Annotated in this window: 13 protein-coding genes and 1 tRNA gene; 13 read left to right on the top strand and 1 reads right to left on the bottom strand. The window is 65.9% G+C overall.

Annotated features, from left to right (window positions below):
• Nucleotides 1–134: 134 nt before the first annotated feature.
• From ATE71_RS15690 to ATE71_RS15665, 6 genes are all read left to right on the top strand, one after another.
• Nucleotides 135–207, top strand: a tRNA-OTHER gene (locus tag ATE71_RS15690).
• 77 nt (nt 208–284) lie between these two features.
• On the top strand, nt 285–1511 hold the full coding sequence (locus tag ATE71_RS15685; protein WP_058804258.1) for an RtcB family protein: 1227 nt from the start codon (nt 285–287) through the stop codon (nt 1509–1511).
• Nucleotides 1512–1558: 47 nt separating this feature from the next.
• Nucleotides 1559–1954 carry a hypothetical protein gene (locus tag ATE71_RS15680; RefSeq protein ID WP_058804257.1) on the top strand — a complete coding sequence of 132 codons (396 nt, stop codon included), beginning with the start codon at nt 1559–1561 and terminating at the stop codon, nt 1952–1954.
• Nucleotides 1954–2973 carry an RNA 3'-terminal phosphate cyclase gene (rtcA, locus tag ATE71_RS15675; RefSeq protein ID WP_058804256.1) on the top strand — a complete coding sequence of 340 codons (1020 nt, stop codon included), beginning with the start codon at nt 1954–1956 and terminating at the stop codon, nt 2971–2973. Before ATE71_RS15680 ends, rtcA begins: the two co-directional genes overlap by 1 nt.
• A gap of 115 nt (nt 2974–3088) precedes the next feature.
• A complete protein-coding gene (locus tag ATE71_RS15670; RefSeq protein WP_058804255.1) occupies nt 3089–4252 on the top strand; it encodes an acyl-CoA dehydrogenase family protein in 1164 nt (387 codons plus the stop codon).
• 6 nt (nt 4253–4258) lie between these two features.
• A complete protein-coding gene (locus ATE71_RS15665; RefSeq protein WP_058804254.1) occupies nt 4259–5095 on the top strand; it encodes an FAS1-like dehydratase domain-containing protein in 837 nt (278 codons plus the stop codon).
• A 19-nt stretch (nt 5096–5114) separates the two neighbouring features.
• Here the strand turns inward: ATE71_RS15665 and ATE71_RS15660 are convergent, their stop codons facing one another.
• Entirely contained in the window at nt 5115–5594 is a 480-nt protein-coding gene (locus ATE71_RS15660; protein ID WP_058804253.1) for a MarR family winged helix-turn-helix transcriptional regulator, read from the bottom strand.
• A 340-nt stretch (nt 5595–5934) separates the two neighbouring features.
• On the opposite strand from ATE71_RS15660, the gene ectA reads away from it, so the two are divergent.
• The 7 genes from ectA to ATE71_RS15625 all read left to right on the top strand — a co-directional run.
• On the top strand, nt 5935–6390 hold the full coding sequence (gene ectA / locus ATE71_RS15655; protein ID WP_058804298.1) for a diaminobutyrate acetyltransferase: 456 nt from the start codon (nt 5935–5937) through the stop codon (nt 6388–6390).
• A 1-nt stretch (nt 6391) separates the two neighbouring features.
• A complete protein-coding gene (gene ectB, locus ATE71_RS15650) occupies nt 6392–7699 on the top strand; it encodes a diaminobutyrate--2-oxoglutarate transaminase (RefSeq protein WP_058804252.1) in 1308 nt (435 codons plus the stop codon).
• 16 nt (nt 7700–7715) lie between these two features.
• Nucleotides 7716–8117, top strand: a complete 402-nt coding sequence (locus ATE71_RS15645; protein WP_058804251.1) for an ectoine synthase — start codon at nt 7716–7718, stop codon at nt 8115–8117.
• A 28-nt stretch (nt 8118–8145) separates the two neighbouring features.
• Nucleotides 8146–9066, top strand: coding sequence for an ectoine hydroxylase (gene thpD / locus ATE71_RS15640; RefSeq protein ID WP_058804250.1), 921 nt, complete (start codon nt 8146–8148; stop codon nt 9064–9066).
• Complete coding sequence (locus ATE71_RS15635; protein WP_058804249.1) at nt 9063–10502, top strand: aspartate kinase; 1440 nt, start codon at nt 9063–9065, stop codon at nt 10500–10502. Before thpD ends, ATE71_RS15635 begins: the two co-directional genes overlap by 4 nt.
• Before the next feature lie 26 nt (nt 10503–10528).
• Nucleotides 10529–11806 carry an MFS transporter gene (locus ATE71_RS15630; protein ID WP_058804297.1) on the top strand — a complete coding sequence of 426 codons (1278 nt, stop codon included), beginning with the start codon at nt 10529–10531 and terminating at the stop codon, nt 11804–11806.
• On the top strand, nt 11791–12284 hold a 494-nt coding region (locus tag ATE71_RS15625; RefSeq protein ID WP_152998811.1), incomplete at its 3' end, for an MFS transporter. The genes ATE71_RS15630 and ATE71_RS15625, both read left to right, overlap by 16 nt.

Genomic DNA, 12284 nt, shown 5'->3' with positions numbered 1-12284 from the left:
CACCTTATTCATGCTGGCAAATGCCGGTGGGACTACATCGGTCAGGCCGAAAGGCCCGCGGTTCGACTCCGCACCGGAGAAATCCGGATGTCTCGCCATAAACTCGTTGCCAGCACCCGAAACATGTCGGCGAATGCCGGCGGGACTACAGGGTCAGAGCGTCCGCTTCGTCGCGGAAGGCCGGCGGTTCAAGTCCGCCCCCGGCATGCCGGAGTAGCTCAGGAAAAATGTCTCGCCACGCCTTGTCGCCGGCACCATGAAGAACAGCAAGAAGGAGGTCAGCCATGACCCAGACGACCTATGAAGTGATGAATGTCGAGGGCGGACGCCCGGTCAAGATGTGGACGCGCGGCGTGCCCGTGGAAGACATGGCGCGCGCGCAGCTGACCAAGGCGGCGAAAATGCCGTTCGTGTTCAAGCATGTCGCCGCGATGCCCGACGTTCATGTCGGCATCGGCGCCACCGTCGGATCGGTGATCCCGACCAAGGGCGCGGTGATCCCGGCCGCGGTCGGCGTCGATATCGGCTGCGGCATGATGGCGGCGCGCACCACGCTGATGGCACACGACCTGCCCGACAATCTGGAGGGCATCCGCAGCGCGATCGAGGCGACGGTTCCGCACGGCCGGTCGGTCGGGCGCAGCAAGCGCGACACGGGCTCGTGGGGCGATCCTCCGGCCGCAATCGTCGACGCCTGGGCGACGCTCGCCGAACGCTTCGGCCATATCGTCGCCAAGCATCCGCGGCTGAAAAACACCAACAACCTGACGCATCTGGGAACGCTCGGAACGGGAAACCATTTCATCGAGCTGTGCCTCGATACCGACGCGCGGGTGTGGGTGATGCTGCATTCGGGGTCGCGCGGCGTCGGCAATGCGATCGGCACCTACTTCATCGAACTGGCGAAGAAGGACATGCGCAAGTGGTTCATCAACCTGCCCGATGAGGACCTCGCCTACTTCCCGGAAGGGACCGACCATTTCGACGATTATGTCGAGGCGGTGGGCTGGGCGCAGGACTTTGCGGCGCTGAACCGGCGCATGATGATGGCGAATGTCATCGCCGCGCTCCGGCTCCAGATCGCCAAGCCCTTCGAGGCCGAGGCTGAGGCGGTGAACTGCCATCACAATTATGTGACGCGCGAGAATCATTTCGGCGAGAATGTGCTCGTCACCCGCAAGGGGGCGGTGCGCGCGGCGAAGGGGACGATGGGAATCATCCCGGGTTCGATGGGTGCAAAATCGTTCATCGTGCGCGGGCTGGGCAACGCGGAAAGCTTCGATAGCTGCAGCCATGGCGCGGGCCGTGTCATGAGCCGCACCGCAGCGAAAAAGCTCGTCACGCTCGACGAGCATATCGCCGACACCGCGGGCGTCGAATGCCGCAAGGACGAAGGCGTCATCGACGAGACGCCGAAGGCGTACAAGCCGATCGAGGCGGTGATGGCGGCGCAGGCCGACCTCGTCGAGATCGTCCATACGCTGAAGCAGGTGGTGTGCGTGAAGGGGTGATCCCCTTCACGCCGCCCTCATAGGAGACGTGCCGTGAAGAAAATCCTTTGCTGCAAGGCCTGCGAGGGGCGCCTGACGTCAGCACTGACACTTGTTTCGAGCAAGGCCCCGGCATCATCCCGCCCGAGCAAGAGGAAGGCAAGCCCCTCACCCCGCGCGGGACGGTTTTCAAGAGCTGGGAGCCGATTGAACGATCCTATGGCGATCAGACAGCGCTGCTCGAATTCGCGCCGCAATATTGGTTAAACCCGGAGGACATTGGCGAGACCGTCCGCAACACGCGCGATCCGCATCGTCTCAACGGCTGTTGTGGGCTTGATGGCTGCGATGGCCCCAATCAGATATGTGGGTGCGGCGCGCAGATCGGTACATTACGCACCGATTGCTGGACACCGCACCTGTTCGTCCCCGATCCGACAACCACGAACTGGATAGAAGAATAATGATCATCATCGACGGATCGGAAGGCGAAGGTGGGGGACAGGTGCTGCGCTACGCGTGCGCGCTGGCACTGCTGACCGACACGCCGTTCACGATCGAGAACATCCGCGGCGGGCGCGAGAAGCCGGGGTTGATGCGCCAGCATGTGACCGCGATCGAGGCCGCGTGCGTGATCGGCGGCGCCGAATGCTCGGGGCTGGCGGTCGGGTCGAACAGCATTTCCTTCCGCCCCGGGCGCGTCACGCCCGGCGACTATCATTTCGCGGTCGGCACCGCAGGGAGCACGGGGCTCGTCCTCCAGACGATCCTCGTGCCGCTGATGACCGCCGACGCGCCGTCGCGGCTCGTGATCGAGGGCGGGACGCACGCGATGGCGGCGCCGCCGTTCGACTTTATCGAGCGCACGCTGCTGCCCGTCATCAATCGCATGGGACCGACGGTTTCGGCGCGGCTTGTCCGCCACGGCTTTTTCCCGCGCGGCGGCGGGCGGATCGAGGTCGATATTGTGCCCGCACCGCTGCGCCCCGTCGAATGTATCGAACGCGGCGCGCGGCGCGGCGTCTCGGTGACCGCCATCGTCGCGGGCATTCCCGTCGACGTCGCCGAACGCGAGCTCAGGACCGCGCGAAAGACGCTGCCCGAATGGCCCGAAGGGGCCTTTGTCACGCGGCAGGTCCCGGCCGAGCAAGGTCCGGGCAACGCACTGCTGGTCGAGGCCGAATTCGAGCATGTCACCGAGATCATATCGGGCTTCGGCAAGCTCGGCCTTCCCGCCGAGCGGCTTGCGCAAACCGCCGCCAAGCGCATGGCGGGCTATCTCGCGAGCGATGCGTTCGCGGGCCCCTATCTGCAGGACCAGATGCTGCTGCCGATGGCGTTCGCGCGCGGCGGCGCGTTCACGACGGTCAAGCCGAGCGAGCATATGCGAACCGCGGCCAGCCTGATCGAGCGTTTCACCGGCACGCGGTTCCGCGTGTCGGACCGCGACGACGGCCGTCATCTGGTCGAGGTGATCGCCTGATTTGCCCCGGCGGGGGCCTTGCAGCGCAGCAAGGCCCCCGCCTTCTTCGATTCATCTTGGCGTGCTGCTCCTTAGCGGCCTAAGCATGTTCGCGACCAAGGAGATGTGAACGCCGATGTCCGACGCCCGACAAGAAAGCCATCCCGAAATCCGCGAAGCCGTGCGCCGCCTGTGTGCCGGGTTTCCCGGCGAATATTGGCAGGCGCTCGACCGCGACCGCATCTATCCGACCGAATTCGTCCGCACGCTGACCGAAGCCGGTTTCCTCTCGGTGCTGATCCCCGAAGAATATGGCGGGTCGGGCCTCGGCCTCGGTGCCGCGACCGCGGTGCTCGAGGAAATCCACCGTTCGGGCTGCAACGGCGGCGCGTGCCATGCGCAGATGTATACGATGGGCACGCTGCTGAAACATGGCTCCGAAACGCAGAAACAGGCCTATCTGCCCGCGATTGCCAGCGGCGACCTGCGGCTGCAGGCGTTCGGGGTCACCGAACCGACCGCGGGGACCGATACCACGCGCATCCGCACTTTCGCCAAACGGGTCGGCGACAATTATATCGTCAACGGCCAGAAGATTTGGATCAGCCGCGCCGAACATTCGGATCTGATGGTGCTGCTGTGCCGCACGACGCCGCGCGAGGAATGTTCAAAACCGTCCGACGGGATGAGCGTGCTGCTCGTCGACATGCGCGAGGCGCAGGGCAAGGGGCTGACGATCCGACCGGTGCGCACGATGCTCAACCATGCGACGACCGAGCTTTTCTTCGACGATCTCGAAGTCCCCGCCGCGAACCTGATCGGCGAGGAGGGCAAGGGCTTTCGCTACATCCTGTCGGGCATGAACGCCGAACGCATCCTGATCGCATCCGAATGTATCGGCGACGGCCGCTTCTTCGTCGACCGCGCGTCGGTCTACGCGAAGGAGCGCGAAGTGTTCGGCCGGCCGATCGGCGAAAATCAGGGCGTGCAATTCCCGATCGCGCGTGCGTGGGTCCAGATCGCCGCCGCCGCTGAGATGGTCGACAAGGCGGCGCGCCTGTTCGACGCGGGCGCCGATTGCGGGACCGAGGCCAATATGGCGAAGATGCTGGCGTCGGAGGCGAGCTGGTACGCCGCCGACATGTGCATCCAGACCCACGGCGGTTTCGGCTTTGCCGAGGAATATGACATCGAACGCAAGTTCCGCGAGACGCGGCTGTATCAAGTCGCGCCGATCAGCACCAATTTGATCCTGAGCCATGTCGCGACGCACGCGCTTGGCCTGCCCAAAAGCTTCTGAGGCGGTATGGACGATTATTCCGCCTGGGTGGGCCGCAGCGAGACGCGCACCGATATCGCGGCCCCCGCACCGCTTGTCGGCCTCGCCGCGCTGCTCGACCATGATGTTTCGCCATGGACGCCGGGCATCGTCCCGCCGCTCGGCCACTGGCTTTATTTCCTGCCCGACGCGCGCCAGTCGGCAATCGGCGCCGACGGCCACCCGCGCCGCGACGAGCATGGCCTGCTCCCGCCGACGCCGTTGCCGCGACGCATGTGGGCAGGTAGCCGGATCGCATTCCTGTCGCCGATCGCGGTCGGCGCGGCGCTGACCCGCCGCACCACGATCGACGCGATCAGGCCGAAACGCGGCGCGAGCGGCGATCTGCTGTTCGTCACGTTACGTCACGATATCGCAGCCGGCGGCGTCCCCGCGATCCGCGAGGAGCAGGACATCGTGTTTCGCGAAGCCGCAACCGGACCCGCGGCGCCGCTGCCGCCGGTTGCGCCGACCGGTTCCCAACCGGCCGATGCCGTCCGCAGCATCGCGCCCGATCCGGTGCTTTTATTCCGCTACTCGGCGCTCACCTTCAACGCGCACCGGATTCACTATGACCGCGACTATGCGCGCGACGTCGAAGGCTATGCAGGGCTTGTCGTCCACGGGCCGCTGATCGCGACGCTGCTGATGGATCATGCCCTGCGTTCGGGCCTTGCTCCGCGGCGCTTCGCCTTCCGCGCCGAAGCACCGCTGATCGACGGCACCCCCTTCGATCTTTGCCTCGTGCGACAGGATGGCGGCGCTCGCCTGTGGGCCCGCGATGCGACGGGCCGCGCGACGATGCGCGCCGAGGTCGATCTGTAGGGTACGGTCCCCGGCCCCGCTATTCGCGGTCGATCGCCCCGGTATCGAGCAGCGGCGCCGCATCGACATCGCCGGCGCCGAGCAGGTCGGCCAGACGCTCGGTGCCGGCCAATATCATCGCCTGCTCCCATCCGGGCAGCGCGGCAAATCCCGCCTCGAACTTTTCCTGCAACATATCGGGCGCCTCGACGAGACGGCGGCGACCCAACGCGGTCGCCTCGAGGTGGATTCGTCGCTTGTCCTGTGCGCTGCGCGTCCGGCTCGCGAGCTCGAGCGCCACCAGGCGGTCGACGATCGCCGTGATGGTCGCGTGGCTGAACTCCAGCCGCTGCGCGACCAGGCCGGGCGTGACCTCGTCGCCCGCATCGATTTCACGCAAGACCAGAAGCTGCGACGGCGTAAGGCCCGTGGCCGCGGCGAGCCGCCGCGTGCCGCTTTCGGTCGCCCGCAGCACGCGCCGCAGGGCCTTCAACGTCGCATTGGCAATATCGGGCTCCATCGCGCCTTGTTAGCCGCCAGGCACGCGCACGCCAAACGCATTATCGGTAATCGCCACTGCTGACACAGCTCTGCAATATATTTCGATATATGAAATAAAATTGCGACTCCGGGTTGAATGATCGGCAGCTAGCCCTATATTTTGCGCCATCAACGGGCAGCTCGGATCGGCAGACGGGTCGATTGCGCGCGAATTTTATTTCAGGAGATGAAAGATACTAGATCGGCAAACAGACGACGAGTCCTTGCCTCCAGTGAAAGATCGGGACGTGGCCGCGGCCCCGGCGGTCGACGTGCAATTCCGCCGGCCGCGCTCGGGCGACGGACCGGCGGTGACGGCGCTGATCGCCGCCTGCCCGCCGCTCGATCGCAACAGCCGCTATTGCAACCTGCTCCAGTGCGAACATTTCGCCGACCATTGCGTCATCGCCGAAAAGGCGGGGCGGATCGTCGGTTGGGTATCGGGCTATCGCCCGCCTTCGGACCCCAAGGCCTTTTTCGTGTGGCAGGTCGCCGTGTCGACCGAAGGACGCGGAAAGCAGCTCGCGAGCCGCATGATCGCCGACCTGCTCGCCCGGCCCGCACAGGACGGCGTGACCCACATGATCACCACGATCACCGCCGACAATCAGGCGTCGTGGGGATTGTTCCGCGGCCTCGCGCGCCGCTGGAATGCCGAACTCGAACGCAGCGCGCTGTTCGAACGCGAAGCGCATTTCGCGGGCGCGCACGCCACCGAATATCTGGCCCGCATCGGGCCGATCGACCGTTCGAAGACAGACGTAGAACAGGGATAATATGATGATTACGACACCCCAGCCGTCCGGCGCGATTCCGGACAGGAATATCTATGAGCGCCGCGAATCGGCGGTGCGCAGCTATGCCCGATCGATGCCGCGCCAGTTCGGCAAGGCCGAGGGCGTGTGGATGCACGACGACCAGGGCGGGCGCTATCTCGACTTCCTGTCGGGCTGCTCGACGCTCAACTATGGCCACAACCACCCGATCCTGAAGCAGGCGTTGCTCGACTATATCGGCGCCGATGGCATCGCGCACGGGCTCGACCTGCACACCGATGCGAAGCGCGATTTCCTCGCGACGTTCGAGGAACTGGTCCTGAAGCCGCGCGGGCTCGACCATCGCGTGATGTTCACCGGCCCCACGGGTACCAACGCGGTCGAGGCCGCGATCAAGCTCGCGCGCAAGGTGACGGGCCGCGAAATGGTCATCGCCTTCACCAACGGCTTCCACGGGATGACGCTGGGCGCGCTTGCCTGCACGGGCAACGCGACCAAGCGCGGCGGCGCCGGCGTGCCGCTCAGCCACGTCGCGCACGAACCCTATTATGATTATTACGGCCCCGAGGTCGACACCGCCGAGTTGCTCGAACAGCGCCTCGCCGACCCGTCGAGCGGGCTCGACGCCCCGGCGGCGATCCTCGTTGAGACGGTGCAGGGCGAAGGCGGGCTCAATGCCGCGTCGCCTGAATGGCTGCGCCGGATCGCCGACATCGCCAAGGCGCATGGCGCGCTCCTGATCGTCGATGACATCCAGGCCGGCTGCGGCCGCACCGGCGGCTTCTTCAGCTTCGAGGATATGGGCTTCACCCCCGATATCGTGACGCTGGCGAAATCGCTGTCGGGCATGGGCCTGCCCTTTGCGCTGACCTTGCTGCGCCCCGAACTCGATCAATGGTCGCCGGGCGAGCACAACGGCACCTTCCGCGGCAACAACCACGCCTTCGTCACCGCGACCGCGGCGATCCGCCATTTCTGGAGCACGGGCGATTTCCAACGCGACATCGAACGCCGCGGCGAGCTGCTCGCGATGCGGCTCGGCCGTATCGCCGACGAACATGGCTTTGACGTGCGCGGCCGCGGCATGATGCGCGGCGTCAACGTCGGTTCGGGCGAGCTTGCCTCGACCGTGACCGCCGCCTGCTTCGACGCAGGCCTCATCATCGAGACCAGCGGCGCGCATGACGAGGTGATCAAGGTGCTCGCCCCGCTCATCATCGACGACGCCGTCCTCGGCGCCGGGCTCGACATTCTCGAAACCAAGATCCGCGAGGCGATGGCCGCCGACTACGCCGTCGCCGCCGAATGACACAGGAGATATTTACATGATCATTCGCAACCTAGGCGATATCCGCAAATCCGACCGCAATGTCCGCTCGGACGGCTGGGCGAGCGCCCGCATGCTGCTGAAAGACGATGGCATGGGCTTTTCCTTCCATGTCACGACGATGTTCGCGGGCACCGAGCTCAAGATGCATTATCAGAACCATCTCGAAGCCGTCTTCGTGCTCAAGGGCACCGGGACGATCGAAGATTTGGGCACGGGCGAAATCCACCGGCTGGAACCGGGCGTGATGTATGCGCTCAACGACCATGACCGGCATATTGTGCGCCCCGAAACCGACATCCTGACCGCGTGCGCCTTCAACCCGCCGGTCACCGGCAAGGAAGTGCACGACGAAAGCGGCGCCTATCCGGCCGAGGCCGACCTCGTCGCCGCCGACTGACATCATAAAACAGAAAGGGAGGCGTCCGATGCAAGACCTCTACCCCTCGCGCCACGCCGCCGAAGCCGAAATGCGGCCGCGGCAGGACCCCGTGGTGCATAATGAATGGAGCAACGACGCGCCGATCAGCGCGCGTCAGGCCGCGCAGTTCGACCGCGACGGCTATATCGTGCTCGAGGACCTTTTCTCGGCCGACGAAGTTGCTTACCTGCAAAAGGCGGCGGGCCAGCTGCTCGCCGATCCGGCGGCACTCGACGACGATACGATCGTGACCGAGCCGCAAAGCAAGGAAATCCGCTCGATCTTCGAGATTCACGCGCAGAGCGCGGTGATGGCGCGGCTCGCCGCCGATGCGCGTCTCGCCGATGTGGCGCGCTTCCTGCTCGGCGACGAGGTCTATGTCCACCAGTCGCGCCTCAACTATAAGCCTGGTTTCACGGGCAAGGAATTCTACTGGCACAGCGATTTCGAGACCTGGCACGTCGAAGACGGCATGCCGCGGATGCGCGCGCTGTCGATGTCGGTGCTGCTCGCCGAAAACACGCCGCACAACGGGCCGCTGATGGTGATCCCGGGGTCGCACCGCACCTATCTCACCTGCGTCGGCGAAACCCCCGACGACCATTATCTGAGCTCGCTCAAGAAACAGGAATATGGCGTCCCCGACGAGGAAAGCCTCGCCGAACTTGCGCACAAACACGGCATCGTAGCGCCGACCGGCAAGCCGGGCACTGTGATCCTGTTCGACTGCAACCTGATGCACGGATCGAACGGCAATATCACGCCCTTCCCGCGTGCCAACGCGTTCCTCGTCTATAACGCCGTCTCCAACCGGCTCGAAAAGCCGTTCGGCGTTGACAAAGCGCGCCCCTGGTTCCTCGCGCACCGCGGCGAACCCGCACCGCTGGCGGTCGAACGCGGGCCGCTGGTCGAGGCAGTTCCGGCATGACGGGGCATAGCGTCGAAAAGATCGGCGGCACCTCGATGGCCGCGACCGCGACCCTGTTCGACAATGTGCTGATCGCGGGCCGCTCGGGCGCCGATCTCTATAACCGCATCTTCGTCGTCTCGGCCTATGCCGGGATGACCGACCTGCTGCTCGAGAACAAGAAGAGCGGCGCGCCGGGGGTCTATGGCCGCTTCGTCGCCGACGAGGATACGGACGGCTGGCGCGAGGCGATGGAGGATGTCCGCCGCGCGATGCACGAACGCAACGCCGGCATGTTCGCGCGGCCCGAAAGCCGCAACGAGGCCGACGCCTTCGTCGATACGCGCATCGCGACCGTCGCGGCGTGCCTCGAAGATCTTGCGCGGCTGCGTGCCCACGGCCGTTTCTGCGTCAAGGAGCAGTTGATGACCGTGCGCGAACTGCTCGCCGGCATCGGCGAAGCGCACAGCGCGCATAGCACAGCCTTATTGCTGCGCGACCGCGACGTGAACGCCCGCTTCGTCGACCTGACATTATGGGACCAGGACGACCTGCGCAGCCTCGACGCGCGGATCGGTGATGCTTTCGCCGCGATCGACCTTGCGACGACATTGCCGATCGTCACCGGCTATGCCGGCTGCGAGGGCGGCATGGTGCGCCGCTATGCGCGCGGCTACACCGAAATGACCTTTTCGCGGCTCGCCGTCCTCACCGGCGCGCGCGAGGCGATCATCCACAAGGAGTTTCACCTGTCGAGCGCCGACCCCAAGCTGGTCGGCGAAGGCAAGGCACGCAAGATCGGGCGCACCAATTACGACGTCGCCGACCAGCTCGCGAACCTCGGCATGGAAGCGATCCACCCCGGTGCCGGACGCGGCCTTCGCCAGACCGACATCCCGCTGCGCGTGCGCAACACCTTCGATCGCGAGGATGGCGGCACGCTCGTGACGGGCGACTATGTCTCCGACGTGCCGCGCGTCGAAATCATCACCGGGATCCGCCAGATGCAGGCGCTGACATTTTTCGAACAGGATATGGTCGGCGTGAAGGGTTACGATATGGCGATCCTCGACGCGCTGACGCGCCACCGGCTGTGGATCGTCAGCAAATCGTCGAACGCCAACACGATCACCCATTATCTGTCGGCAAGCCCCGAAGCGGTGAAAAAGGTGATCGCCGATCTGCAGAAAGATTATCCCGAAGCCGCAATCTCCGCGCAGCCCGTGGCGATGGTCGCCGCGATCGGCAGCGATATTTCGCGCCCAGGGCTGGTTCCCGATGCGCTGCGCGCGCTCGATGACGCGGGCATCGGCATGATCGCGCTGCAGCACCAGATCCGCAACGTCGATGTCCAGTTCATCGTCGAAAGCCGCGATTTCGACGCGGCGGTGCGCGTTCTGCACAAGGCGCTGGTCGAGGAAATGGGCGCGAATGCGGAGGGCCGGCGCGCCGCGTGATGCGCGGCGGCCGGGCGCGGCCGACAATGTTCGCAACGATCCTGCCCGTGCGGAGCCTGCTGGTCGCGATTTTCGTGATGATGGCAGGCAGCGGTTTCCTCTCGACGCTTGTCGGCCTCAGGCTCGAACGCGCGGGCAGCGGCACGATGGTTATCGGCCTTGTCGCGACAGCCTATTTCGCCGGGCTCGTCCTCGGCGCGTTGCGCGCGGGCGAGGTTGTGCGCCGCGTCGGGCATATCCGCGCCTTCGCCGCCTTCGTCGCGCTTCTGTCGGCCAGCACGCTGACCTATGCGCTGTTCCAGCATCCCGCGCTGTGGGCGGCGCTGCGCCTCGTCGACGGGCTGTGCGTCGCCGGCGTCTTCATCTGCGTCGAAAGCTGGCTCAATGACCGCGCCGAACCGGCGACGCGCGGCACCGTGCTCGCTTGGTACATGGTCGCGCTCTATTCGGGGCAGGCGCTCGGCCAGCTCATCCTGCGGTCGGGGAATACAGCGCCGCAAATCCCGTTCGAGCTCGCCTCGATCCTGATTTCGCTCGCGATCATCCCCGTCTGCCTGACGCGCAGCGCCGCGCCGCTGCTCGAGGGTGCGGCTTCGCTCCCGCTCAGGCGCCTGTTCGAGGCATCGCCGCTCGGCGTCGCGGGCGCGGGGATCACCGGCCTCTTGCTCGGCGCCTTTTACGGCCTTGCCGCCATTTATGCGCGGCGGATTGGGCTCAGTCTCGGCGACACCGCGACTTTCATGATGACCGTGATCCTCGGCGGGGTCGCGCTGCAATGGCCGCTCGGCCGCCTGTCCGACCGTTACGACCGCCGCCGCGTCATCATCGCCTGCTTTGCCGCCACACTGGGCATCAGCCTCGCGCTCGCCATGGCGCCGACGGGCGCGCTGCTGCTCGGCCTTGGCGCGCTGTTCGGCGGGCTCAGCTTCGCGCTCTATCCGCTGTGCGTCGCCTTCGCGAACGACCGCCTGCTCCCGTCCGAGCGCGTGACCGCGAGCGGGCAGCTCGTCCTCCTCTATTCGGTCGGCGCGGCGCTCGGCCCGTTGGGCGCCGCCGCGGCGATGACGCTGGCGGGCGCGGGCGGGCTGTTCCTGTTCATCGCGCTCGGCGCGGCCGCGATGCTCGCTTTCGGGCTATGGCGGCTTGCAACCAGCGCGCCGGTGCCGGGCGCCGCGCAGCAGGATTTTCAGATCCTGCCGCGCACCACGCCCGTCGCGGCGCTGCTCGACCCCGCCGGCCCCGACCTTCCCGCCCCCTCGACCGAATCCCATCCGCAAACAGGTGACACATGGAAAAGCCCGTAACGATCCACGCCCCGGGGCACCCGCCCCCCTTCCCCGAACCCTCGCCGCTGCACCGCGCGGTCGGCGCATCGGCGCTCGGCAATGCGGTCGAATGGTTCGACTATGGCATCTACGCCTATGGTGTGACCTATATCTCGGCGGCGCTGTTTCCCGGCGATACCGAGGAAGCGGTGCTGTTCGCGCTCGCGACCTTTGCCATTTCCTTCCTCGTTCGGCCGCTCGGCGGGCTGTTCTGGGGACCGCTCGGCGACCGCATCGGGCGCAAGTCGGTGCTGGCAATGACGATCCTGCTCATGGCGGGGGCAACCTTCGCGGTCGGGCTTATCCCCTCCTACGAGAGTATAGGCTTCTGGGCTCCGACGCTGCTGATCCTGCTCCGCATGCTCCAGGGCTTTTCGACGGGCGGCGAATATGGCGGCGCGGCCACCTTCATGGCCGAATATGCGCCCGACGACCGGCGGGGCTTCTATGGCAGCTT

Source organism: Sphingopyxis sp. H115, assembly GCF_001468465.1.
Lineage (GTDB): Bacteria > Pseudomonadota > Alphaproteobacteria > Sphingomonadales > Sphingomonadaceae > Sphingopyxis.
Note: the sequence above shows the minus strand (reverse complement) of the source record. Positions and strands in the feature narration are given on the sequence as shown.